The organism is Orlajensenia flava (assembly GCF_004801905.1).
GTDB lineage: Bacteria > Actinomycetota > Actinomycetes > Actinomycetales > Microbacteriaceae > Orlajensenia > Orlajensenia flava.
Genome location: NZ_SSSN01000002.1, coordinates 41,639 through 66,355, shown reverse-complemented (window position 1 = coordinate 66,355; position 24,717 = coordinate 41,639). Strand labels below are relative to the sequence as shown.

Sequence of the window (24,717 nt, the reverse complement as noted above, 5' to 3'; positions counted from 1 at the left end):
GAGCCGACCTCCGCCGACGGATACCCTCGATCCATGGCAGTGGTGAATCCGACGGCGGGCATGTCCCCGAGCGACGCCGTCGACCACATCCGCTCGGTGCTCGACATCACCATCCGCATCTCCCAGGTGCTCTTCGCCAACGGCGCCGGCGCCGAGGACACCGTGGCGGCCATGCAGGCCGTCACCCGGGCCTACGGGCTGCGCGGGGTCGACGCCGACGTCACCTACTCGCTCATCACGCTCACGTGGGAGAACCCGGCGACGTTCGAGACGGTCAGCCGCAGCCGCAACGTGAAGTACCGCGTGCTCGACTATGCCAAACTCACCCGCGCGAGCAACCTCATCACCCGCATGATCGACGACCCGCCGAACCTGCGGCAGGCCCGGCGGCTGGTCGCGTCCATCGTGACGGCTCCGCCGATCTACCCGCGCTGGCTGCGAAGCGCCGGATGGAGCCTGGTGGGAGCCGGCGCCGCGTTCCTCCTCGGCGGCGGACTCATCGTGGCCATCGCCTCCTTCGTGGCCACCCTGCTCGTCGACCTCGTCTCGAGTGCGCTGGCCAAGCGCCGGGTGCCCGTGTTCTACCAGAGCTTCGCCGGCGGCCTGATCGGGCCGATCGTGGCGGCGGTCGTTCGACTGATCGATCCCGGCGTGAACGCCTCGCTCGTGGTGGTCGCCACGATCATCATGCTGCTGGCCGGCGTCACGACGTTCGGAGCGGTTCACGACACGCTCGCCGGCTTCTACGTGACCGGCACCGCCCGTCTCGTCGAGGCGATCGTCATCACCGCCGGGCTGGTGGCCGGGGTGCTCGGCAGCACGCTGCTCCTCGGGCGCTTCGGGCTCGTGCTGCACATCGATCCCGCGTCGTCGGGCTCGATCAGCACGCTGCCCACGCAGCTCGCGGCATCCGTCGTCATCGTCATCGGCTTCGCGCTCGCGTCGCAGATCCCCGCGCGCGCCTTCTGGGCCGTCGCCCTCCTCGGTGCCGTCGCCGAGGCGGTGTACGCGCTCTCGGTGGGAGCGGGCGTCGGCATCGTGTTCGCGTCGGCAGCAGCCGCGGTGGTCGCGGGCCTGCTGGCGGCGATCGTCGTGCAGATCGTCCGCATCCCCCCGCTGGTCGCCGTCGTCGCCGCGCTGGTGCCCCTCGTGCCCGGCCTCATCCTCTTCACCGGGCTGCTGCAAGTGGCAGACTCCGACATCGCCGGGCTGCTCTCGCTGCTGAGTGCCGCCGCCATCGCCGCCGCGCTCGCCGCCGGCGCCATCCTCGGCCAGTACCTCGTGCAGATGACCCTCGGCCCGGCGCGCAAGCTTCAGCAGCGATTCGTCGTTCCGCTGCTCGCCGTTCCGGTGCGCCTCGGCCGAGGGCGCAGCGAGAAAGTCTGATCGCTCGCAAGCCCTTGCCAGTCCGGACGGCGAATGGTCGACTGGGCACATGATCAGTTCAGATGGAATCTTCAGTGGGCTCGCCGTGAAAGACCTCGACGCAGCCCGGACGTTCTACTCCGATGTGCTGGGTGTCACGGTCGGCGATGAGATGGGCAACCTCACCCTCGACATCGGCGGCGGCAAGAAAATCTTCGTGTACGGGAAGCCCGACCATGTGGCTGCCAACTACACGGTGCTCAACTTCCCCGTGCACGACATCGACGCCGCCGTCGGTGAACTCGAGGGAAAGGGTGTCGAGATGATCCACTACGAGGGCTTCGGACAGGACGAGCACGGGGTCGCACGTCCGCCCGCTGGCAGCGGCGGGGGCCCCGACATCGCGTGGTTCACCGACCCGTCCGGCAACATCCTCTCGGTGCTCTCCGGCCCGGACGACTGATCCGCTGCACGGGCGCCGGCGGCGATCGGCCGCCGCCGCCCCGCAGAATGGAAGCATGACACTCCCCACCACCGACACCATCGTGAGCTACTCCGACGGTGATCTCAGCAACACCGCCACCGTGCTGCACTCCGAGCAGACCTCGGACGGTCGCTGGGCCATCATCCTCGACGAGACCAGCTGCCACCCTGTCGACATCGGCTGGCCCGACCAGGCCGCCGATCGGGCGGCGCTGCGACGGGCGAACGGGGATGTCGTCGAGGTGAGCGACGCGATCCTGTCGGCGACCGACGGATCAGCACTGTTCATCGGGAGCGACATCCCCCAGCGTCCCGGGACCGACGGATGGGCCTTCGTCGTCGTCCACCTGACCGATACGGCCATCCCCGACGGCGAGTCCGTGACCGTGGAGGTCGACGGCGAACTCCGTCGCGCATTGTCGACCGGGCACACCGCCTGCCATTTGGCCTCGCTCGCCCTCAACCGGGCGATGGCCGACCGCTGGAGTAAGGAGGTGCGCGAGGACGGCCTCGGCCAGCCCGACTTCGACGCGGCGGCGATCGAGCGCTCGACCATCCGTGAGGACGGGTCGACCGACGTGTTCCGGCTCAACAAATCGCTGCGTCGAAAGGGCTTCTCCACCGACGGTCTGGCCGACGACCTGCCCGCGATCGTCGATGCCATCGAGGCCACCCTCGCGGGCTGGCTGGCGACCGCAGCTCCGGTACATGTCGATCGCGACGGCCCCGGCCTCACGGATCGCCGGTACTGGGTCTGCGAGCTGCCCGAGGCATCCGTCCGCATCGCGTGCGGAGGAACCCACGTCACCTCACTCGCGGAACTCGGCACTCTCGATGTGTCGCTCGACCTGAGCGACGACGCCGGCACGCCGACGCTCACCATGACGACGGATGCGCGATGAAGCCGCGCCGCATCGAGCCGGGGGCGGGCCAGGAGTCGGTCTGGGACTACCCGCGACCGCCGCGCATCGAACGCGTCGACGCCCGCGTCAGCATCGACCTCGGCGGTCAGCGCGTTCTCGACACCCGTGACGTCGTGCGCGTGCTCGAGACCAGCCATCCGCCGGTGTACTACCTGCCCATCGCGGACTTCACCGATGGCGCGCTCAGCCGCGCAGCCGGGTCCTCGTTCTGCGAGTTCAAGGGTGCCGCGCGCTACCTCAGCGTCGCCGGCGGTGAGGGTCCGACCCGTCGCGTGGCGGACGCGGCGGCGTGGAACTACCCGCATCCCTCCCCCGGCTACGAGTTGCTCGTCGATCGCGTGGCCGTCTACGCGGGACCGATGGATGCCTGCACGATCGATGGCGAGCGCGTCACGCCGCAGCCGGGCGGCTTCTACGGCGGCTGGATCACGGCGGCGATCGTCGGTCCGTTCAAGGGCGACCCGGGCACGCTCGGTTGGTGAGCCTCACTCGAGCAGGCTGCGGATGTCATCCGCGGTCAGCGCCTCGCTGAACAGAGCCTCGTCGTCGAGCACCGAGGACGTCAGCTCGGCCTTGCGCTCCTTGAGCGCCATGACCTTCTCCTCGATGGTCCCCTCCGCAACCAGTCGATAGACCATGACGGTGCGATCCTGGCCGATGCGATGGGCCCGATCGACGGCCTGAGCCTCGCTCGCCGGATTCCACCACGGATCGAGCAGGAACACATAGTCCGCCTCGGTGAGGTTGAGGCCGAAGCCACCCGCCTTGAGGCTGATGAGGAACACGGGCGCGTCACCCTCCCGGAATCGGCGGATGACCTCCGGGCGGCGGCGGGTCGATCCGTCGAGGTAGGCGTAGGGAATGCCCGCGGCGTCCAGACGGTCGGCCGCACGTTTCAGGAACGACGTGAACTGGCTGAACACGAGGGTGCGGTGCCCTTCGGCGAGAACGTCGTCGAGGTGCTCGAACAACGCATCCAGCTTGGCCGACGGTATTCCGGCGTAGGCCTCGTCGTCGATGAGGGCGGCGTCCAGGCTGAGCATCCGCAGCAGGGTCAGCGAGCGGAAGACGATGAAGCGGTTGCGATCGAGGTCGTCGATGAGCCCCAGCAGCTTCTGACGTTCGCGTTGCAGGAAGGTGTCGTAGAGGCGACGGTGCCTCGGATCGAGCGGCACCGTCACGACCTGCTCCTGCTTGGGCGGCAACTCGGGCGCGACCTGCTCCTTCGAGCGCCGCAGCATGAGGGGACGGATGCGGCGACGCAGCCGCGCCAGCCGCTCGGTGTTGCGATCGGTCTCGATCGGGCGCTGGAACTTCTCCGAAAACGCCCGTCGCGAGGGGAACAACCCCGGAGCGACGATCTGGAACAGCGCCCAGAGCTCGAGCAGGTTGTTCTCCATGGGCGTCCCGGTGACCGCGAGGCGGAACGGGGCCCGGATGTCGCGGGCGGCTCGATGCGCCTTCGACGCCGCGTTCTTGACGAACTGGGCCTCGTCGAGCACCAGGCCGCCCCACTCGAGAGCGGAGAACCGGTCGCTGTCGATGCGCAGGATGGCGTAGGTGGTCAGCACGATGTCGACGTCGGCAGCGATGGCTGCGAGCCGCTGCCCGCTGGCCCCTTCCGTCGCCGAGACCGTCGCCACACGCAGGCCCGGTACGAAGCGGGCCGCCTCGATCGCCCAGTTCGACACCACCGACGTGGGCGCGACCACGAGGAAGGGCGGTGCGTCGCCCTGCTGGCGTGCGTGCGCGATGAGCGCGAGCGTCTGCGCGGTCTTACCGAGGCCCATGTCGTCGGCGAGGATGCCGCCGAGACGGTGCGCGTGGAGGAAGGCCAGCCAACGGAAGCCCTCCAGTTGATAGGGGCGCAACTCGAGGGCGAGACCGGGCGGCGGGTCGATCGGCGGCGGCGCATCCGTCGTCTTCAGGCCAGCGACGGTCTCGCGCCACTCGACGGCCGGTTCGCTTTCGTCGGCCAGATCCTCGAACTCGCTCCAGAGGCTGGTCTGGTAGCGACTGATGCTGACGCCGGTCTCCCACTCGTCGAGGGTGCCCGCCTCCTCGATGAGTGCGCGCAGCGGCTCGAACACCGGCTGATCGAGGGAGAGGTAGGTGTTGTCGACGAGCAGCAGCTTCTTCCTCCCCCTCGCGAGAGCCGTGAACAGCGGACCGAACGGCACCTTCCTGCCCTCGACGGTCAGCATCACGCCGAGGTCGAACCAGTCGGTGCGCTCGCTCTCCACGGTGCTCACCCGGAGGACGGGCGGTTCGCGCAGCTCGCGGTAGTCGGGGCGGTGACCCTCCACGTCGACTCGGACGCGATCCAGGTTCGACAACGGGAACAGGGCACGATCCGTGAACTCGGCTGCCTCCACGCCTCTGAGGGTGACGGATGCGCGGAGCCCGCCCGCGACATCCGTTGCGAGGGCGGGGCTGCCGCCGTCCAGCTGCTCGAGGAGAGCGACGGCTGCGCGTTCGGGCGCGTGCTCCTGCTGCGGGTCGTCGAACTCGGAGTCGGGGGCGGCGAGCGGGCTCGTGCGGCCGTCGGAGTGCTCCCAGCCCCACGTCAGGGCGAGCACGTGAGCGGGTTCGAACCGCGCCGTCAGCACGAGCGTGGCAGGGACGCGCGGTGGCGGCACGAAGCTCTCATCGGAGCTCGTCACGCTCACCGCGCGTTCGAGGCGCCGGTAGTGCTCGCCGAGGAACTCGTCGGCGTCCTCCGCCGGGATCAGCACGCTCTCGGGCGAACGGAGGAGTGCCAGCACCGGTGCGTCGAGCGTGCGGGGTGAGGGGGCGAGCGTGATGGCGCCTTCGCGGATGTCGAAGGCGTACACCCCGTGGCTACCGATCGCCCGCACCGATGACGGGTCCACCGTGCGGTCGTCGATCATGACCGTCGGGGTGAGCGTGAGCGATCCGTCCTCGGAGCGCCGGGCGTCCAGGCCCACCGCGGCGGATCGGCCGACCGTGACGCTCGTCGTGGAATTCGTTCCGACCAGTGGCACTCCCAGCCGAAGTCCCCCTTCCAGCAGCGGCCACAGTAGTTCGCTGTCGAAGTCGTCGAGGCTCAGCCAGTCGGTCGAGCCTCCCCCGTAGTCCAGCGATCGGGCCCGACGGATGACGGCCAGCTCCCGGAACCACCGCGCGACCGCCGGATCGAAGCCGCCGGCTCGACCGAGGTAACCGACGTTCTCCCACGTGAGGGTCCCCTTGATCCATCCTCCGCGCGCGCCGACGGTGACAGGCCTCATCCCGAGCCGGTCGACGGATGCCGCAGTGGTCGCCTCCTCGTCGCGCGCGGCCTGCCAGCGGCTGCGGGAGCGCGGGGCTCGCTCACGCAGGCTGAACTGGAGCGCGATCGGTTGCGGCGCGCGCGCGTCGGGCGTAGCGGGGTCGAGGAGGGCGGCGAGACCCTCGCGCCAGCCCGTACCCGGGTCGGCGGGCGCGACGTCCTCCCGCTCGAGATCATCGTTCGCGGCGCACATGACGGCCGCGGCGTGCTTGCACGCATAGCCGATGGGGCACGTGCACGAGCTGCCGATGACCTGCAACTCGCCGCGGCGCTCGAACACGACGGTGCAGCGGTAGCCGAGGGCTTCGCTGCCCTGGACGACACCGCTCAGGCGCGGCTCGGATGCCACCCAGTCGATGTCGCTGACGCGGCCGTCGCGCGCGTAGGCCTCGCCGCGGCTGAACGCGAGCGGTCCGACGAATCGGGCGATGGCCAAGGTGGGCACCCCGGGGAATCGCGAATCGGACATCGCTACATGCTCCCACGACCCGACGACACCCGCCGACGCGGCCTCAAGGTGGACCTAGGGAGATTCGAACTCCCGACCTTCTCATTGCGAACGAGACGCGCTACCAACTGCGCCATAGGCCCTTGCGGTTGTCTACGTTACCACCCGAAGAGCGATGCGCAGGACGGGCGTCGGCTCAGCCGGCGCGGCGCCGACGCAGCACGGAATCGAGATCGGAGAAGGCCGTCTCGGCCTCGTCGACAATGCCCATCCGCGCGAATCGGGAGTCGGCGGCGGGCTGTTCGACCGGCTCGGCCCGCGACGGGCGCCGAAGCGGAACGGCCTCGTTGAGTTGCGCTGCGCGCTCCGAGATGGCGGCGAGCACGGCAGCGCGCCGGAGTTTCTCGGCGGCCTCCACGGAGTCCATGGCGACCGCTGCTGCGGTTCCCCGCGACGACGCCAGCGGACGCGGCAGCGGCTGAGGTGTCCACGTGGCCACCGGCTCGGGCTCGCCCAGCTCCACCGGAGCCCACGTCTGCGTCGGGGCTTCGGTGAGGACGGATGCGCGCACGGCCGGTCGCACCGGGGTCGCGGCGCGAGCGAGGGCGACGACCCCCGCCAGTCCGGCAAGGAAGCCGATGAACCCACCGGCCGCGAGCATCCAGCCCGACCCCAGCACCGCGGAGACGGTTCCTCCGATCGCGACCAGCAACGAGATCAGCATCACGAGGGAGGCGACGCCGCGGGCTCGCCTCAGCGAACGGCTACGGGCACGCCCGGCGTTGGTGGCGGCACGGGTGGCGACGCGGGCCAGCTGTTCCGCCGTGCGCCGCTCGGCGATGGCCGTCTGCTCCGCCGCCCTCCGTCGCGCCCTCTCGGTCGCCTCGTGTTCGCGCAGCAGGCGCTCCTGGCTCGCCACCGCCCGGGCCGTGGCCTCGAGGTGAACGCTCTGGGGCGTCTCAGCGGTCTCGGCGAGCACGCGCAGGGTCTGCTGCAACCGCACGGCGTTGCGCTCTGTCGCGATGTACTGCCGGCGATTGAGCCAGCTGGGGAGCAGGTAGGCGATCCAGAGTGCGGCCGCGATGGCCACCATCACTCCGCCGCCCATCGTGTCGCCCATGGTCCAACGGTAGGGGCGAGCAGCGCCAGGGGCAGTCGCGGCGGCAGGCGTGTCTCAAGCAGAACCTGAGGGTTCGCCCAGAAGAAGACCGGACGGTCGGGCGTGACTCAGAGCCGGTCCACCGACGGAAGCGGATGCGCCGCCGCCTCGCGGTCGCCCGGTGAGACCTCTGCGGCATCCGCGGGCACGGCCCCGTCGAGGTAGCGACGCAGCACGCCCTGCCTCAACTCCTCGGCCACGAGGGCGAAGCAGAAGTGGTCTCGCCAGTCGCCGTTGATGTGGATGAACCGACGGCGCAGGCCCTCGTAGCGGAACCCGAGCTTCTCCACCACCCGAAGGGACGGGCCGTTCTCGGGGCGGATGCAGATCTCCATGCGGTGCAACCCGAGCCGGTAGAAGCAGTAGTCCGTGGCGAGGGCCACCGAGATCGGCGTCAGCCCGCGGCCGGCGAAGCGTTCGGACACCCAGTAGCCGATCGATGCGGACGCGAGCGACCCACCGGTGATGCTCGACACGTTGAGCTGGCCGGCGACCTGCCCGTCGTACTCCATGACGAAGGGCAGACCCGTGCCCGCGCGAGCGTGCGAGAGCAGGTTGCGGATGCTGGCCCGCATATCGAAGTTGACGGGAGCGTGCGGGCTCGTCGCCTCCCACTGCCGCAGCCAACGCCGGTTCTCCATCAGCTCGCGTTCGACGACTCGGGCATCGCGCAGGCGGATGGGACGAAGGGTCACGGCGCCTTCGCGCAGTGTGGGAACCGACACAGGTTCAGGCTACTGGAGCGTTGCGGCGAACTCCTGCAGCCAGGGGCGGAGGTCGGGGCCGAGGTCGTCGCGCTCGACCGCCAGTTGCACGATGGCCTTGATGTAGTCGAGCCGGTCGCCGGTGTCGAAACGGCGGCCGCGGAACACCACGCCGTAGACGCCTCCCCCGTGCTCCACGTCGGCAGCGAGCTCCTGCAGGGCATCCGTCAGCTGGATCTCGCCACCCTTGCCCGGCTCGGTGCGCTCGAGGATGTCGTAGACCTCGGGCTTGAGCACGTAGCGGCCGATGATGGCCAGGTTCGAGGGAGCATCGGCCGGGTCGGGCTTCTCGACCAGGCCGGTGACGCGGACCACGTCGGGGTCGTCGGTCTGCTCCACCGCTGCCGCTCCGTACATGTTGATCTGCGCGGGGTCGACCTCCATGAGCGCGATGATCGTCGCGTCGCGCTTCTCCTGCTCGTCGAGCATCTGCACGAGCAGCGACTCCTTGGGATCGATGATGTCGTCACCGAGCAGGACGGCGAACGGCTCGTCTCCCACGTGCTTGCGTGAGCGGAGGACGGCGTGCCCGAGGCCCTTGGGGTCGCCTTGACGGAGGAAGTGGATGTCGGCGAGGTCGCTCGGGAACTTGGTGCGCTCCAGTCGATCGAGGTCGCCCTTCTTCTCGAGGTTGCGCTCGAGCTCCGGCACCTGGTCGAAGTGGTTGGCCAGGGCGTTCTTGTTGCGGCCGATGATCATCAGCACGTCCTCGAGACCGGCGTTCACCGACTCCTCCACGACGTATTGGATGGCCGGCTTGTCGACGACGGGCAGCATCTCCTTGGGCATGGCCTTGGTGGCGGGCAGGAAGCGGGTTCCGAGGCCGGCGGCGGGAATCACGGACTTGGTCGCACGGGTCATGCCATCAGGCTAGTCGAGTCGTGTTACGCCGGGGCGTCCGGAGGATGGCGGATGCGCGCAGCCTAGACTGACCCCATGCCATCCGAGCCGGCCGCCCAGCGCAAGCGCGCGCTGCGCGCCGAGATCCGCGAACGCCGCCAGAACATGTCGTCGAACGAGCGCGACGCCGCCACCGCCGGTCTCACCGAGAATCTCGAGTCGATCACGGTCGACCTCTCCGCACGATCGGTCGCCTGCTACCTCTCGACACCGTTCGAGCCGAACACCCGCCCGTTCATCAACTGGGCCGAGGCGCAGGGCATCCGCGTGCTCTTCCCGGTTTCGCGTGAGGACGGACTGCTGGACTGGACGGTCGGAGAGGAGAACGTCGAGACCGAGGGCATCTACGGACTCCCGGAGGCCGTCGGCGAGCTTCTCGGGCCGATCGCCGTCAACGACGTCGACCTCATCGTCGTACCGGCATCCGCCGTTGACTCCCACGGCGTCCGGATGGGCTGGGGTCGCGGCTATTTCGACAAGACCCTGGGGTCGATGGAAAGATGTCCTCCGGTGTACGCCGTCGTCTTCGACTCGGAGGTGCTCGACGAGGTGCCGCGCGAACGGCACGACGAGCCCGTCAGCGGAGCCATCACCCCCACGAGGATCCTCTCCTTCTGAGGACCTTCCCCTTCACGCACCACCCGGAGATTCCGTGCCTACCTATGCCTACCGCTGCACCGAGTGCGACAACGCTTTCGACATCCAGCAGTCCTTCTCCGACGACTCGCTGACGATCTGCGAGGTGTGCGGCGGTCGGCTGCGCAAGGTGTTCAACAGCATCGGCGTCACGTTCAACGGCTCCGGCTTCTACCGCACCGACTCGCGGGCGGCTTCGGGCGGAGGACCGTCGGCTGGAAGTGTCACGGGCTCGCCGGCCGGTGGATCCGGTGGGTCCAGTGACTCGAAGGGGTCGGGCGGATCGGGTTCGGGGGGAACCTCTTCCTCGGGCGGGTCGTCCTCGGGCGGGTCGGGGTCGTCGGGCGGATCGTCCTCCGGCGGCTCGGGTTCATCGGGTGGTTCGTCCTCCGGCGGGTCGGGTTCATCGGGTTCTCGGTCGTCCGGGTCGACATCCGGGTCCGCTTCCTCATAACGTCGTATCAGTACCGTCTTCTACCTCTGGGGGAAAGCACCGTGATCAAGGGATTCCGCGAGTTCATCCTGCGCGGCAACGTCATCGACCTGGCCGTCGCGGTCGTCATCGGCGCGGCATTCACCGCAGTCGTCAACTCGATCGTCACTAACATCTTCAATCCGCTGATCGGCGCGCTGTTCAACGCCAGCAGCCTCGATGATGCGCTCGTACTCACGATCCCCGGGCTCGACGGTCATGACGCTCACGTCAAGTTCGGCGCCGTCGTCGGGGCGATCATCACGTTCCTCATCGTGGCGATCGTGGTCTACTTCGTGTTCGTCATGCCGATCAACGCGATGAAGGCCGCGCAGGAACGCCGCCGGAAGGCGGGCGAGGAGCCGGCCGCTGCGGCCGCGACCGAGCTCGACCGGCTGACCGAGATCCGCGACCTGCTGCAGGCGCAGGGGCGCACGCGCGACTGACCGGCACTCACCAGGTGCCGGCGGGCGCTAGCGGCTGGGACACCAGTACGTGAGCGCTCCGCCGCGGGGCATCAGACGTGCGGCGGGCTCTCGCGGCTGGGACACCGGTGCGTGAGCGCATCGCCTCGGGCCATCACCAGTGCGGCGCGTGCGCCGAGCGGAGGCACTCACCGGAGCGCTCGGCGCTCATCCGTGGTGCGTCACCAATGCGGCGGGCGTTCCCGGCGCAGTCGATCGTCGTTGGGGCCGGCGCTTCCCGCATCCCCCGAGGAACCCTGCGAACGGATGACAGGCGCCTCGGGCGACGTGTCAGTGCCGTCGACGGGCGTGAGACGCGCTCGCCTGCCGCGCTGCTTCTCCACGCGCTGCCGGGGTGGCCGTTCCGGTTGCTCCATCGCCTCCAGCGTACGACCCCAGCGCCGCTCCCCCTCCCGCATCAGTGCCATAACGCGCATCCGCTGCCTCGCGCGGTGCCATAACGCGCATCCGGGGCCTCGCGCAGCTCGGTGACGGCGACGTCCACGTCGCCCGTCAGTGCCATAGCGCGCATCGGGTGATTGCCGCGGTGCAATAATGCGCATCGCGCGAATGAGCCCCCGCTGCCGTGCGATAACGTGCATCCGGAAGTTGCTCGGTGCCATAACGCGCATCCCGCGTCCGGGCTGCTTGGTGACGGCGAAGGCCACCTCGGCCATCAGTGCCATAACGCGCATTCGGAACTTGCTTCGGTGCGATAATGCGCATCACCGCGCTGGCCGACCGCGTCGACCCCGCCGAATCAGGCCCGGAGGCTGATGGGCGCCGTGTCGGTGAGCAGCGGCTCAGGGATGGTGACGCCCAGCACATCGGCGATGCGTCGGGCGACGGCATCCGGGTCGCTGAACAACTCGAACGAGTGCACCCGCAGGTAGTGCCACCCGAGACGGCGGAGCACATCGGGGCGCAGGCGCAGCGACTCGCGGAGGCTCATCCGACCGACGCCGGCATCCGTCTCGACCGCAATCGCCTTGCCGCCGTGCGCAGCAGCGAGCGCGAGCTTGCCACGGTGTCCGAGATCGACCCGGATGCCCATCGCCCGCAGCCGAGAAGCCAGATCGCGCAGCATCGCCTCCGATACGCCGATATCGGCGTGCGACGAGCTGCCCGCGTCGATCTGCTCGAGCACCTGGGCGAGAGCGAGGATGCCGTTGCGTCGCCGGTCGTCGTCGATGTCGTCGGCCCGGAAGCACGACACGATGTCCATCGCCCGGCGTGCCCGGGTCATGCCGACCGCCAGGAGCCGATCGCCGCCCGGCTCTCCGAGGGCGCCGAAGTTGGAGAGCACGCGCCCGTGCGGGGTGCGCCCGAACCCGATCGAGAAGATCACCCGGTCGCGGCTCTGCGCCGTCGCCTGCTCGAGTGTGAGGACGGTGAAGGGCTCGGCGGAATCGTTGAGGATGAACCCCGAGAGGTCGGTGCGCTTGGCGAACGCCGCCAGAACCGCCTGATGCACGCGGACGGCGTGACGCGAGCTCGCCGTGATGACCATGAGGGACTCACGAGGCCGCTTGACGGCGTGCTCGAGCACGAGCTCGACGACCTTGGCCACTTCGGCGTCGACACTCTCGACCGCGCCGCTGTCGTTGTCGGGCATTCCGTGTCCCACCACGAAGTGGAAGCCGAGCGATCCGTGACCGAGGAAGCTCCCCGCCCACGGGAGCGCGTCGATGCGTCCGGCATAGAACCGACGATTGACGAGCTCGGCGAGGTCCTCTCCGCCGGCACGGTAGCTGTGCGTGAGCGTGAGGGTGGGCAGCAGCTCACCGAGCCGCGCGAGCGCCGAGTCGGCGTGCAGGGCGTCGACCGATGGCAACTCGTCCCCGTCGATCCGCCGGGAGAGGTCGTTGCTCTCCCACACCCCCGTGTCGAAGAGCGACGGGCTCTGCGTCACCGGGTCTCCGAAGGCCACCACCTGCTTGCCACGCCGCAGCGCGCCGAGACTCTCGGCCATCGTGACGGCTCCGGCGTCGACCAGCATGACCGTGTCGAAGACGATGTCGTCGCCGATCTCGGCCACCTCGTACGGGGAGGCCAACCAGATCGGAGCGAGCACCTTGGAGAGGTGGGGTGCGGCCGCCTGGAGCGTGAGGGGCGACGTCCGATCGGAGCGCAGCAGGCGACGCAGGAGGTCGGCCTCCTCCGGCCAGTCCACGACGCCGATGGTCCAGGTCTCGGCGAGGAGGGCAGCGAGAAGACCTCCGGATGCCGAGGCGTGCGCCTCGTCGACCAGCCGGAAGTCCGCCTCCAGGCGATCAAGCACGGTGGTGTTGGCGCCGAGGAGAGCCTTGTCGGAGGCCAGCATCGTCTCCAGGGCCGACTGCCACCAGGCCAGTTCGAGTTCAGCCGATACGTCGCCCTCTGGCACGTGACGCCGTGACAGGTCGGTGAGCAGGGGGTCGAGGCCGAGCTCGCGCAGGCGTGCGAGCAGCGCGGTCCGTTCCTGCAGGTTCGCGAGCACCTCGCTCTCGGCGGCGAGACCGGACATGGTGTAGATCAGCTCGCGGATGGGACGCGACGCCATCTGACGACTGGTGCCGCTCACCCCGAGCGGTCCGTCGAGGTGCGAGAGGTCATCCGTCACGCGCTGGTAGGCCACCTGCACATCGGCGATACCCACCGGCACCTGCGGTGTGCTGCCCGCCACGACGTAGCGCTGCCACAGCGTCCGCTGCTGCTGGATGCGCCGGAGCGCGTCGTTCATGTCGGTGACGTGCACGCCCGGACGCAGGTACTCCCCCGCGAGCTTCTTGAGGCGACGTCGGTTGGCGCCGGACATCTCAGGAGAGTCGCGCCGGTTGGACGTCGCGGCGATGAGTTCGACGAGCGAGCGGTCGTAGACGGACGGCTGGAACTTGTCGAGGGTCTCGCGGATCTCCAGCAGCAGCCGCAGGTAGATTCCGAGCTCGGCGATGGACTCGTATGGCCGTAGTCGCGTCTGGCCGATGAGGGCGTTGGCGCGCTCGATGAGCCGAGGCAGTTCGATCGAGTTGAGCCGCTTGGCCAGATCGTGCGTGGAGGTGGCTTCCTGCGTCGACGAGAACGATGCGCCGTACCAGGGCGAGTCGCCCGGCCCGTAGCGGAATTCGCCGAGGGTCGCCGCCTTGATGAGGGTCTCGGCTGCAGCCGGCCTCGAGTGGGCCATCGCGGCGAGCGAGTCGTGGTCGAGGCGCGCGGTGGTCGCAGGCGGCGTCGGCAGCAGCGAGAGACGGGTGAGTTCGCCGAGCGCGTCGAGCACAGACACCCCCAGTGCCGGCTCACGACGGGTGAGCGCGTGACGGTAGTCGAGCAGCACCTTGCGGAGTCGGACGAGGGCGTCGTCGATGTCGGAGACGGAGGGAGCGGATGCCTTCTCGTTGCGTCCGATGCCGTTGATGAGGTCGCGGCGTAGCGTCCGTGCGCTCACGGCGACTCCGGGAAGACCGACCTGGGCGAGGCGGTGCGCGACGCCGTCGAGGGTGGCGCGTCGGGCGCTGACCACGAGGACGCGCTTGTGCTGCGCCATGAGGGAGCCGAGCGCGTTCACGATGGTCTGGGTGCCGCCGGTCCCCGGAAGCGTTTTGACGACGACGGAGTTGCCCGCGGTGATCTGGGCGACGACGTTCTCCTGCTCGGAGTCGGAGTCGAGCAGCAGCACATCCGTCGCGGGAGGCCGGGAGTCCTGGTTCACCGCCTGCACCGGGTTGAACCCGCCTTCGATGACGCCGCGCGAGGTCGGATTGCCCGCGACGGCGTCGATCAGCGGGTGGTCGAGGACGGATGCGTCGCCCAGCATCCGTCGTCCGACATCGGCGAAGGAGGAGACCACCAGCCGCGGCATGACGTTGAACCAGGCGAGGTGGGAGGTGAGCCCGCGCAGCCGGTCGATGACGGGCTGGGGCTTGAACGCGCCGTTGGTGACGGCGAGCGCGACGAAGGCGTCGGCGTCGAGCGTGATGCGGAACTGCGTCTCGAGCGCGTGCGCCAGCTCGGGGTTGAGGAACGGCGCGCCCTTGAGCTTGAGCTCGAAGTCGCGACCGTAGCGGCGGATGGCGAGCGGGCGCAGCAGCAGCGGGGCGAGGAACTCCTCCTCACCGAACCGCCACTGGGCGAGTCCGATGCCGAGGTGAACGCTCTCGATGCCGCGCATGGACCGCAGCTCGATGCCCTTCTGGGTGATGGCACCGGCGGCCAGGCGCGCGTTGCGGAGGGCCAGTTCGTCACGGATGAGGCTCGAGAGCAGGACCGTCTTGCCCGTGATGAACTGCGGAAGCCCACCGGGATGGGTGACGCTCAGCTCGATGCGGGTGCGCGGCTTGTCGTCGAAGTGGAGCAGGGGCGATCGTCCGCCCACGTCGGCCAGTTCGCTGCGCCAGCGCTGCCAGGCGGGCTCCGCGATGTTCGCCGGACGCAACCCCGGTTCGCCGGTGGAGAGGTCATGGGGCGCCGTGACCTGCTGCGGGGGCAGGTTCGACGACGGTTCGTCATCACTCTTACGATCCAGGCGCCACACACCGACACCCTAAGTCGACGGGCGGGCAATCCCGGGGAGGCGGGCGCGAGTTTCGCCACTCGGTCCGGGAGCAGCGAGGGTCAGAGCCAGCCGCGGCGCTTGAAGGCGAAGTAGAGGCCGAAGCCCATGCCCACCATGAGGGCGATGGCGAACGGATACCCGAAGAACCAGTGCAGCTCGGGCATGTGGTCGAAGTTCATGCCGTAGATGGTGCCGACGAGGGTCGGCGTGAACAGGATCGCCGCCCAGCTGGAGATTCGCTTCACCTCGTCGCCCTGGCGCTGGCCGACGAGTGTGAGCTGCACGGTGAGCGCGTTCTGGAGCAGCTGCTTGAACGTCTCGCCGCGCTCGGCGATGCGGATGGCGTGGTCGGCGACATCCCGGAGCGCACGGCGCAACTCGAGGCCCGCCCGCTCGTTCTTGTCGAGCTCGCCGCGCAGCCGCTCGATCAGCTCCGGAAGCGGCCGGGTGGCGCGCTGGAACTCGGTCACCTCGCGTGAGAGCGCGTAGATGCGGCGAGACACGGCCGGGTCGCCCTCGAAGATCTGGTCCTCGATCTCGTCGATGTCATTCTCGAGCCCGGCGATGACGGGCGAGTACTCGTCGACGACCTGGTCGAGCACCGCGTAGAGCACCGCCTGCGGGCCGAGAGCGAGCAGGTCGGGGTTGGCCTCCAGTCGCATGCGCACGGCGTGCAGGTCGGGAGACTCGGCGTGGCGCACCGTCACAACGAAGTCGGGGCCCACGAACAGCTCTACCTCGCCGAACTCGACCCGCTCGTGGCTGTCGTCGTAGCGTGCGGGTCGCAGCACCACGAAGCGAGTCTTGCCGTAGCTCTCCAGCTTCGAGCGCTGATGGCCCGTCTTGGCGTCCTCTACGGCGAGGTGGTGCAATCCGTACTCGGTGGCCACCTCGTCCAGCTCCTCGGACGAGGGTCGATACAGTCCGATCCAGGCGAAGCCGCCGAGAGCGTCCTTGGCCTCGAACGTCTCGGCCAGGCTCGTCGGCGTGGCGATCCGCACCCCGTCCCAATAGACGGCGTTGTCGATGACGGCCATGGTGCTCCCCTGCTCGCGATCAGCCTACGACCGGACGAGCCCCGCAGCGGCGATGACCGCGCTCAGGCGGCCTTGACGTACCGGGTGTCGTGAGGACCGTCGGGTCCCACGAACCCGCCATCGGGCACCACGATGTCGCGCTCGAGGTGCTGCCCGGCGACGATGCGGGCATTCGAGCCGATCCGGCAGTGACTGCCGATGCGCACCCGGTCGCCGATGATGGCGCCGGCTCCGACGTGCACGTTCGCGCCGATGAACGCGTGCGAGCCGATCATGGCATCGCGGTCCACCCAGCTGCCAGCCCCCACGAACGCCTCGCGGGAGATCAGCGCGCCCTGCTCGACGTAGGCCGTCGATGCGACCTCCGCCGATTGGTCGACCCGGGCCTTGGGCGAGACGAAGCCTCCGCCGTTCACGTGACGGCGGTACTTCGTGACGACGCCCTTCTCGAGCTCGACTTCTTCATTCACTCGTCTCACTGAGACATCCCTGCCTTCCGATGGGTCCCGGTAGTCCTTCGGAACAGGACCCGTCACTGGATGAAAACGCATTCGCCCCGGACGCTATTCCGGTGTTCATCAGCGGGTTCAGCACTTTCTCAGACTCTGAGACCCCTGTCAGCCGAGGTCGACCTGTTCGTTCTCGCCCCCGTCGTATCGGGTGCCCGTCACCTTCGCCTTGACGAAGCTGATCACGGTGGCGACGCGACCTCCCGGGGTGTCCCAGTACTCACCCGAGTGGGCGTCGACGCGGATGAGGGTGGCCTCGGGCGAGTCCGGTCCGTCAGGAAGCCACGCCTCGACGGCGGCGTTCCACAGGTCGTGCATCTTGGCGCTGTCGTCGACGATCTCCGCAGTCCCCGCCAGGGACACGTAGCTGCTGCCGGACGTCAACGTGACACCGACGTTCGGGTTGACGGTGATCTCCTGGACGTCACGCGAATCGCGCTCGGCGATGAACCAGAGGGTTCCGACGTCGTCGATCTCGAGGGGCGACATGGGCCGGCTGACGAGCTTGCCCTCGCCGTCGACGGTGGTGAGCATCGAGATGGGGATCTTCCGTGCCAGCTCGATGATGCGCTGCTCGGGGTTCTGTTCCGTCGTCTCGGCCATGGGCCCTCCCTCATCGTGTGCTTTGCAGCAGAGGCTAGGCGAGCGCGCTGGGCCCGCAGCGGGGGTTGACAGGGATAGCATCCGAGGATGGCCGACCACCCGCAGCTCATGACCGTTCCCGACGTCGCGCGGCGCTTCGGCGTCTCGGAGTCCACGGTGCGCGTGTGGCTCACCCACCACGACAGGGGCACGGCCGGCGGCGTGCCCGCGCTGCTGCCCGATCCGTTGGCTCGGGGCGTGGTGTGGCTCGCGGAGGAGATCGAAGCGATCGCGCCGCTCATCGAGGCGCGGAACACGCGGGGCGGCCGTCCGCGTGCAGCGGGTACCGCGACGGAGGACTCCGACGCGACTACGCCCGAATGAGGGCGAGCACCTGATCGCGGACGCGCTCCATCTCGCTGCGCGTTCCGGCTTCGACGTTGAGGCGCAGCAGCGGTTCTGTGTTGGACGGGCGCACGCTGAACCACCAGAACGGCGCGTCCTCGCGGGTGAAGCCCGTGACGGTCAGCCCGTCGAGCTCGTCGAACTCGGCCTTGCCGGCGAACTCGTCGACGATGCGCGTGTAGGCCGCGGCCACGTCGTCGACAGTCGAGTTGATCTCACCGGAGAGGGCGTACGGCGTGAACTCCGCCGCGAGTGCCGAGAGGGGTCGCTCCTGCGAGCCGAACTCGGCCAGCACGTGCATTGCGGCGAGCATGCCGTTGTCGGCTCCCCAGAAGTCGCGGAAGTAGTAGTGAGCAGAGTGCTCGCCTCCGAAGATCGCACCGGTCGCGGCCATCTCGTCCTTGATGAGCGAATGACCGACGCGGGTGCGGATGGCGACAGCTCCGGCCGCCTCGATCGTCTCGGGCACGATGCGCGAGCAGATCAGGTTGTACAGCACGACGATCTCGCCGGTCTCCCCTGATGCGCGCACGCGGGTGATCTCGCGCAATGCCACGATGGCCGCGATCGCCGAGGGAGTGACGGCCTCGCCGTTCTCGTCGACGACGAAGCAGCGGTCGGCGTCGCCGTCGAAGGCCAGGCCGAGGTCGGCCCCGTGCTCGACGACCGCCTTCTGCAGGTCGACGAGGTTCGCCGGCTCGAGCGGATTCGCCTCGTGGTTCGGGAACGTCCCGTCCAGCTCGAAATAGAGGGGAACGATCTCCAGGGGCAGCGCCGGCAACCCGGCGGCCGTGCCGAGGACGGCCGGGACGGTCAGTCCGCCCATCCCGTTGCCCGCATCCACCACGATCTTGAGCGGACGGATGCCGGAGAGGTCGACGAGGGAGCGCAGGTAGGCCGCGTAGTCGCCTAGAACGTCGAGGGGACGCTCGGTGCCGGCATCCGCCGTCTCGGGGATGCCGTCGGCGAGATAACCGAGGGCGCGGTCGCGGATGGCGGCCAGGCCGGTGTCGAGGGAGATGCCCCGCGCTCCAGCCCGTGACATCTTGATGCCGTTGTAGGTGGCCGGGTTGTGGCTCGCCGTGAACATCGCGGCCGGGGCAGCCAGGGAGCCCGAGGCGAAGTAGCTCTCGTCGGTCGAGCAGAGGCCGATCGCGGCGACATCCGCCCCCCGCTTGCGAGCGCCGCGCGAGAAGGCGGCGGCGAACTCCGGGGAGGAGTCGCGCATGTCGTGACCGACCACGATCTCGCTTCCGGCTGCGCGCACCTCGTCGGCGAAAGCCGCTCCGACTGCCTCGACGACCTCGGCCGTCAGTTGCGAGCCGACCAGTCCTCGGACGTCGTAGGTCTTGACGATGGCGGAGAGGGAATCAGTGGCGCTCACGCGCCCCAACCTACCTCACCGAGGAGTTGGTGCCTGATCACCTGCCAGCCCTGCGGAGCCGAGAGTCTCTCGGCATGACGGGCGCACAGATCGTAGCTGTGGGGCTCGAAGCTGAGCGAGAGCGGACCCAGGACGGCCATCGAGTCCGCATAGACGTACGTGAGGGTGGCGACGGCTTCGTCGGAGCACGCGACGCGGGAGCACGGCCTGTTCATATCGGCATCAGAGTACCCGCCGGCGCCCGGAATAGGATGTCGACATGCCCCGATCCCGCCGCTCAGCGCGCCCGACCGCATCGCGGCGTCGCGGCATCCTCGACCGTCATGGTCGGGGCATGCGCTCGGCCGTGACCGGACCGTACCTGCCTCCGGTGCGCGATCGCATCGAGTCGTTCGACGTGACCATCTCGTCGACGGCGGAGTACCTGCGCGGCATCTGGCCCGAGCTCGACGACGTCAAGTTCGAGGTGGCCGGTGCGCCGCAGGAGGCACTCCACGGCGACCACGTCGACCGGTGGAAGGTGCTCATCGACGAGCGCCGCATCATCTTCTTCCGGCTGCCGATCCAGCGCATGAGCAAGCTGCACCGCAACGACGAGCTGCACATGCGGATGATGGTGGAGGGCTGCGTGTTCCGCGCGGTGGCCGAGCTCATCGGCAAGGACCCGTGGGACCTCGATCCTGACCGCTACCGCGACATCTGACCGCTCAGCGGGTGTACACCGTGATGGGCGCAGCGAGCGGACCGGGGGGAAGAAGCGTGAACGACGCCAGCTGCGACGTCGAGGTGTAACTGACCGACGCGATCAGCCCTCCCGCACCCGAGACGCCATACCCGGTGCTCGCCGTGACCGGTACGGCCAAGGCGCTCGCTGCGGGCACGGCGACGTCGACGTCGCCCTTGGGGCTCGACAGGGTCACGGCCGCGTCGGTGGATCCCGTGTTCCACAGGTGGAGGCTCGGCGATGGTCCATCCGCCACCGCGAGGACCGTGTCGGCCCTGCCGAGTGGAACGGATGCGGCGAACCACGCGATGTCCCGACCGTCCGCGCCCTGCACAGCCGTTCGCGCCGCTGCGACGACCGGCTCGTCCGCCCGCACCCGAACGGTGTAGGCGCCGGCCGGGAGTGCCGCCAACGGAGCGTCCACGGCGACGCCCGGCTCGAGGTGGACGGAGAAGGAGGTCCCCGAGGCTCCGTTCTCGCCCGTCACGCTCACGGTCGCGTTGGTCGCGCCGGAGCCGGGGGCGAGCAGCCGGAGCGCGGCCTTGTCGTCGCCCGGGGCGGCGTCCGAGTCCCCCGCGTCAGCGCCTGCCGCTGCCGCGACGACCACGCCAGCGATGTCGACCTCGGTCGCGGGCGCGGCGGTCGGGCCGACCACGTCGATGCCGCCCGGCTCGAGTCCGCGGACGATGGACGACTGCAGGGCGGCCGCGACGTCCCCGCCGGTGCTCGAGACATGCACCACGGGCGCGAGAACGTCAGGGGCGAGACCCGCGAGCGAGATGATCTTCTGCGTCCCGGGCTGCACGAGGATGCCCGTCGACCCGGGTGCCTCGATGGGACCGGATTCGCCGTAGAGGGCGAGATCGACCGTCGCAGGGACGGCGGAGGGGTTGGTCAGCAGCACGAGGCTGGTGCGGCCGATGTCGGTCGAGCCTCCCACCAGCCAGGAGTCGGATCCGGCCTCGACGCACGATGCCGCGGCGAGCCCGGCATCCGTCTCCGTCGCGGCGACCTGCGACTGGCTGCCGGCGACGAGCGGCGCTCCCTTGTCTCCCGCCTCCACGCGCAGGACACGTGCGGCTCCATCGTCGCCCGCCTGGGGATCGTCGGGCGAGGTGAGGACGGTCGACTCGGGGTCGGCCTGACCGGCGCCCGAGATGGCGGTCACGTCGGGTGATCCGAGTGATGAGACCGCTGTTGCCGCCGCCGAGTCCTGGGCGAGGGTGAGCAACGGGCCGGGGCAGACGCGTTCCGCCGCGGTCGGAACCGGCACGACTCGATCGGCGACCGGGGAAACGAATGAGGTGGGCCACGTGACGAGCGCCGCCGCGGCGACGGCGGACACGCCGACGGCGACGGCGGCGGCGGCGCCGATCACGCGGGCACCGACGATGACAGCGGTTCGCCTAGCGGCCATCGTCGTCTCCCTTCTCGGTGTCCTCTGCCAGCGTCGCGTCCGGTTCGTCGACCGGTTCTGGATCGGTGGGGTCGGGGTGTTCGACGACCGCCGTTCCCGACCCGTCGACCACGACCACCTCGTCTGGCGCGTCGGCCTCATCGCGCACCTCGGTCGCCGGAGGCGCAAGGGGTGGCGCCGGATCCGGTGTCGCGACGACGAGCGCCGTCTCGCCCTCGGGCTGCACGATGTCGTCGCCGCTCGACTCGTGCGGATCGCCCGCCACCAAGGACTCCTCGACCGGGCTGGCCGGGACGACAATGCCGCGCCGGCGACTGCCAGCCGGTACCTCGCGCCCGACGCCGGTAGGAATCGAGAGCAGCAACGCGATGCCGAACACGATGGCGATCACGAGCAGCGAGACGTCACCGAACCAGTCGCCCGCGTGGGGCGGGATGGTCGCTGTCGCGGCCTTCTTCTCGTCGGTGTCTACCCGCCAGAGAGTGCCGTACTCGGTGCGTCCGACCGGAACGAGCAGGTTGTTCTGATCGAGGGAGGCCGCTGCACGACGCGCCGTGGTGGTCGCCTCGGCCGTGGCCTTGGCACCGGGCATCGTGGCCGTCGGCGCGAGCAGGATGAAGCGGATGCGGCGGTCGTCGAGGTCGGCGCTCGCGTCGAGGCCGCTCCGCGAGGCGAGATTGCCGGCGAGGGTGGCGAGGTCGCGCTGCTCGCCGCTCAGGGACTGGTCGGTCGACGCGAGGGTCGATTGGTCGTCGAGGGTGGTGCCTGCGCCGCGCTCCAGGTCGGCGCGGATGCCGCCATCCGGCTGCGGGATGATCGTGAGGGTGCCGGCCCGCGCATCCGTCGAGGCCGCTGCCGTGACGAAGGCGGGGAGCGAGCGCGTGCTGCCGGCCGTCACCTGCGCCTCGTGGCGCGGGATGGCCAACGCCAACGGGGTGACGGCGATGGCGAACAGCACGACGGCGGCGATGGCGGGCAGCAGCGCCAGCCGGCTGATGCCACCGAGACCGGCTACGACCGCTCCGATGATGCCGAGCCAGTAGACGCTGAGGGCACTGCCTGCCCACACCGGCACGACCTGGTCACCGGTGGAGGCGACGGCGATGAGAGTGGTCGCGAAGGCGGTGGCGAAGCCGAGCAGTGCCAGCCCGAGGGAGAACGCTGCGACGCGGAATCGTCGCAGCAGCATGCCTACGATCGCGAGGATGGCGAGGGGCGCGAGCAGGATCGGGACCAGCAGCTGCGGCGTGACGCCGTCGAACGGCAGCCAGCCGATCGCGGTGTCCCAGCCACCGAATCGGCCGGACGGGAAGCCGAGCAGCAGTTGCCAGACCGAGGCCGGAGGCGCGGGCTGGGGGATGCCGGGATCGGCGATCAGCGCGAGCCAGGCTCCCCGAGCGAGTTGGTTCCACACCAACGGCAGCACGAGCACGATGGCCGGGATGGGGATGCCGATCACCCGGAAGATCCCCCGCCCGCTGGTGACCAGCAGCACGACCCAGGCCACAATGAGCGGAACCGCGAGGGAGGGCGAACACGCGACCACGGCGGCGAACAGCAGGGACGACGTGGCCGCCGCCGACCACGAGCGCGGCGCGGCGAAAGCGGCGAAGACGAGCCAGGGCAGCAGGAGGTGTGCGATGAGGGCGGCCGGCCGACCGTCGGCGAGCGCGCTGAGGAACGGCGGGGCGAGCATCCACAGGACGGCGGCGACCGCACGCAGACTGCCGCGTTCGGTGATGCGCGTGGCGGCGAACCAGGCGCCCAGAGCGGCCAACGGCAGGGCAGCGAACCAGAGCACTAAGAGGACGAGCGACGGCGCCCAGAAGGTGAGCGAGCCGAGCACGGCGAGGACGGCGGCGAACGGATCGGCGGCTCCGACGAAACCGACGCCGATGTCGCGCCATCCATACGCCACGTTCTGCCAGAGCGCGGCGGGCGTGGCCGAGAGGGGCGAGATTCCGCCGCCTCCGAGGAAGGCTGCACCGAAGAGGGGAACGAGAATGGCGAGTCCCAGCACGGCGGCGCCGAGGACGGTCCAGGCGCCGCCGGTGGTGAAGAAGCCGACCTCATTGCGCGCGCCGCGGGCTCGGGCGACCCGCGCCTCCCGCAGCAGCGCCCTCCGACGACGCATCTCGGCGGGTGACACGCGCAGGGGCGCGAGCGCCGCCCACTTGATGGTGCGCGTCCGCGCGATGCTGCGGCGTGCAGTTCCGGTGCGGATGCCCGAGAACATGGTGCGGAACGCTGCGGCGAACTCTCCGAGGATGAGGCCCGGCTGCTTGCCGAGCAGGGCGATCACCGCTCGCGCCACGGCGAGGGGCAGCAGCGAGAGCCAGTGAACGGGGAGCGCGAGGGCCGGTGCGTAGGCGAAGCGGCGGTGCAACTGTGCTCCGCGTTCGAGGCGAGCCCGGCGTCGACGCACCCGTCCGCGGTTCGAGGTGGGCGGGCCCGCGACGCCGTCTCCCGCGGTGGTGACGCGCGCGGCCGGAACGAGGGACACGCGATACCCGGCCAGACGGGTGCGGACGCAGAAGTCGAGGGCGTCGTCGGCCACGGGAAGCGCTGCGTCGAACCCGCCGAGCGTCTCCCAGACGCGGTGCCGCACGAGCATGCCCGCGGGAGCGACCGCCATCACGTCGCTCAGCACGTCGCGCTGGCCCTGGTCGAGCTCGTCGGCCACGATCGGCACGGCTGCGCCGTACTGGCTCATCGACGCACCGAACGAGCGCATGGTGTGGTCGTCGTCCCAGTCCATGACCTTCGGCCCGACGACCGCCACCGACGGAGCGGTCTCCAGAGCGGCGACGAGGGCGGCCAAGGCGTCGGGCGCCGGTGCGCTGTCCTGCGCGAGCAGCCAGAGCAGTTCGCCATCCGTGGTCGGCGGCTCCGTCACGCGGACGGCGGCCTCGACCGCCGTGCCGAATGCCAACTCCTCCCCCGCCGAGACGAGGTGGGTGGGGCCGATCGCGGCAAGCAGCTCGGCGCTTCCGTCGGTGGACGCGCAGTCGACGGCGATGATGGCATCAGGCGCATGGGTCTGCGCGGCGAGCGCCGCAAGAGTTCGCGGAAGATGCTCGGCGCCGTTGCGGGCGACGACTATGGCGGTAACTCTCGAAGACATCGGATGCAGCCTAAGTTGGCGCCGTGCGCACGCCGCTCAGCGCTGCCGGGCGTGGCCGATATCCGTGACGGATGCGGCGCACCCCGTTCGCGTCACAC

The 24,717-nt window shown here is 69.7% G+C and carries 22 protein-coding genes and 1 tRNA gene; 9 read left to right on the top strand and 14 right to left on the bottom strand.

Annotated features, from left to right (window positions below; all coding sequences use genetic code 11):
• Positions 1 to 33 precede the first annotated feature (33 nt).
• The 4 genes from E6C70_RS00690 to E6C70_RS00675 are packed head-to-tail and all read left to right on the top strand — an operon-like array spanning position 34 to position 3,253.
• Positions 34 to 1,386, top strand: a complete 1,353-nt coding sequence (locus E6C70_RS00690) for a threonine/serine exporter family protein (protein WP_136421291.1) — start codon at positions 34 to 36, stop codon at positions 1,384 to 1,386.
• Between the two features lie 49 nt (positions 1,387 to 1,435).
• Positions 1,436 to 1,828, top strand: a complete 393-nt coding sequence (locus E6C70_RS00685) for a VOC family protein (protein WP_136421289.1) — start codon at positions 1,436 to 1,438, stop codon at positions 1,826 to 1,828.
• A 55-nt stretch (positions 1,829 to 1,883) separates the two neighbouring features.
• Entirely contained in the window at positions 1,884 to 2,750 is an 867-nt protein-coding gene (locus E6C70_RS00680; RefSeq protein ID WP_136421287.1) for an alanyl-tRNA editing protein, read from the top strand.
• Complete coding sequence (locus tag E6C70_RS00675) at positions 2,747 to 3,253, top strand: DUF427 domain-containing protein (protein ID WP_136421286.1); 507 nt, start codon at positions 2,747 to 2,749, stop codon at positions 3,251 to 3,253. The genes E6C70_RS00680 and E6C70_RS00675 overlap by 4 nt, the downstream gene beginning before the upstream one ends.
• 3 nt (positions 3,254 to 3,256) lie before the next feature.
• Here E6C70_RS00675 and E6C70_RS00670 read toward each other — a convergent pair whose 3' ends face one another.
• From E6C70_RS00670 to galU, 5 genes are all read right to left on the bottom strand, one after another.
• Complete coding sequence (locus E6C70_RS00670; protein ID WP_136421284.1) at positions 3,257 to 6,532, bottom strand: DEAD/DEAH box helicase; 3,276 nt, start codon at positions 6,530 to 6,532, stop codon at positions 3,257 to 3,259.
• A gap of 49 nt (positions 6,533 to 6,581) precedes the next feature.
• A tRNA-Ala gene (locus E6C70_RS00665) sits at positions 6,582 to 6,654 on the bottom strand.
• Between the two features lie 53 nt (positions 6,655 to 6,707).
• A complete protein-coding gene (locus tag E6C70_RS00660; RefSeq protein WP_136421283.1) occupies positions 6,708 to 7,631 on the bottom strand; it encodes a hypothetical protein in 924 nt (307 codons plus the stop codon).
• Positions 7,632 to 7,738: 107 nt separating this feature from the next.
• Entirely contained in the window at positions 7,739 to 8,395 is a 657-nt protein-coding gene (locus E6C70_RS00655; RefSeq protein ID WP_136421281.1) for a GNAT family N-acetyltransferase, read from the bottom strand.
• A gap of 9 nt (positions 8,396 to 8,404) precedes the next feature.
• Positions 8,405 to 9,295 (bottom strand): UTP--glucose-1-phosphate uridylyltransferase GalU, encoded by an 891-nt coding sequence (galU, locus tag E6C70_RS00650; protein WP_136421279.1) that lies wholly within the window; start codon positions 9,293 to 9,295, stop codon positions 8,405 to 8,407.
• 75 nt (positions 9,296 to 9,370) lie between these two features.
• On the opposite strand from galU, the gene E6C70_RS00645 reads away from it, so the two are divergent.
• From E6C70_RS00645 to mscL, 3 genes are read left to right on the top strand one after another with little or no spacing between them, the layout of a single operon-like run.
• Entirely contained in the window at positions 9,371 to 9,952 is a 582-nt protein-coding gene (locus tag E6C70_RS00645) for a 5-formyltetrahydrofolate cyclo-ligase (protein ID WP_136421277.1), read from the top strand.
• Between the two features lie 34 nt (positions 9,953 to 9,986).
• Complete coding sequence (locus E6C70_RS00640) at positions 9,987 to 10,424, top strand: FmdB family zinc ribbon protein (protein ID WP_136421276.1); 438 nt, start codon at positions 9,987 to 9,989, stop codon at positions 10,422 to 10,424.
• Between the two features lie 41 nt (positions 10,425 to 10,465).
• Positions 10,466 to 10,888: a large conductance mechanosensitive channel protein MscL gene (gene mscL / locus E6C70_RS00635; protein WP_136421274.1), complete on the top strand. Its 423-nt coding sequence runs from the start codon at positions 10,466 to 10,468 to the stop codon at positions 10,886 to 10,888.
• Positions 10,889 to 11,088: 200 nt separating this feature from the next.
• Here the strand turns inward: mscL and E6C70_RS00630 are convergent, their stop codons facing one another.
• The 5 genes from E6C70_RS00630 to E6C70_RS00610 form a co-directional block, all read right to left on the bottom strand.
• Complete coding sequence (locus tag E6C70_RS00630) at positions 11,089 to 11,334, bottom strand: hypothetical protein (protein ID WP_235833213.1); 246 nt, start codon at positions 11,332 to 11,334, stop codon at positions 11,089 to 11,091.
• 332 nt (positions 11,335 to 11,666) lie between these two features.
• Positions 11,667 to 15,416 (bottom strand): ATP-binding protein, encoded by a 3,750-nt coding sequence (locus E6C70_RS00625; protein WP_136421273.1) that lies wholly within the window; start codon positions 15,414 to 15,416, stop codon positions 11,667 to 11,669.
• A gap of 80 nt (positions 15,417 to 15,496) precedes the next feature.
• Positions 15,497 to 16,474: a magnesium/cobalt transporter CorA gene (gene corA, locus E6C70_RS00620; protein WP_136421271.1), complete on the bottom strand. Its 978-nt coding sequence runs from the start codon at positions 16,472 to 16,474 to the stop codon at positions 15,497 to 15,499.
• Between the two features lie 62 nt (positions 16,475 to 16,536).
• Entirely contained in the window at positions 16,537 to 16,953 is a 417-nt protein-coding gene (locus E6C70_RS00615) for a DapH/DapD/GlmU-related protein (RefSeq protein WP_168770826.1), read from the bottom strand.
• Positions 16,954 to 17,091: 138 nt separating this feature from the next.
• Positions 17,092 to 17,586 carry a pyridoxamine 5'-phosphate oxidase family protein gene (locus E6C70_RS00610; RefSeq protein WP_136421263.1) on the bottom strand — a complete coding sequence of 165 codons (495 nt, stop codon included), beginning with the start codon at positions 17,584 to 17,586 and terminating at the stop codon, positions 17,092 to 17,094.
• A gap of 87 nt (positions 17,587 to 17,673) precedes the next feature.
• Here E6C70_RS00610 and E6C70_RS00605 point away from each other — a divergent pair, with 87 nt between their 5' ends.
• Positions 17,674 to 17,949 (top strand): helix-turn-helix transcriptional regulator, encoded by a 276-nt coding sequence (locus E6C70_RS00605; protein WP_136421262.1) that lies wholly within the window; start codon positions 17,674 to 17,676, stop codon positions 17,947 to 17,949.
• Here E6C70_RS00605 and E6C70_RS00600 read toward each other — a convergent pair.
• Entirely contained in the window at positions 17,936 to 19,354 is a 1,419-nt protein-coding gene (locus tag E6C70_RS00600; RefSeq protein ID WP_207670000.1) for a phosphomannomutase/phosphoglucomutase, read from the bottom strand. The two genes, E6C70_RS00605 and E6C70_RS00600, sit on opposite strands and share 14 nt — an antisense overlap.
• A complete protein-coding gene (locus E6C70_RS00595; protein ID WP_136421258.1) occupies positions 19,351 to 19,569 on the bottom strand; it encodes a DUF3499 family protein in 219 nt (72 codons plus the stop codon). Before E6C70_RS00595 ends, E6C70_RS00600 begins: the two co-directional genes overlap by 4 nt.
• Before the next feature lie 44 nt (positions 19,570 to 19,613).
• Here E6C70_RS00595 and E6C70_RS00590 point away from each other — a divergent pair, with 44 nt between their 5' ends.
• Positions 19,614 to 20,057, top strand: coding sequence for a metallopeptidase family protein (locus E6C70_RS00590; RefSeq protein WP_136421256.1), 444 nt, complete (start codon positions 19,614 to 19,616; stop codon positions 20,055 to 20,057).
• A gap of 4 nt (positions 20,058 to 20,061) precedes the next feature.
• Here the strand turns inward: E6C70_RS00590 and E6C70_RS00585 are convergent, their stop codons facing one another.
• Positions 20,062 to 21,495, bottom strand: coding sequence for a DUF5719 family protein (locus E6C70_RS00585; protein WP_136421254.1), 1,434 nt, complete (start codon positions 21,493 to 21,495; stop codon positions 20,062 to 20,064).
• Entirely contained in the window at positions 21,485 to 24,619 is a 3,135-nt protein-coding gene (locus E6C70_RS00580; protein WP_136421252.1) for a glycosyltransferase, read from the bottom strand. The genes E6C70_RS00585 and E6C70_RS00580 overlap by 11 nt, the downstream gene beginning before the upstream one ends.
• Positions 24,620 to 24,717: the final 98 nt, after the last annotated feature.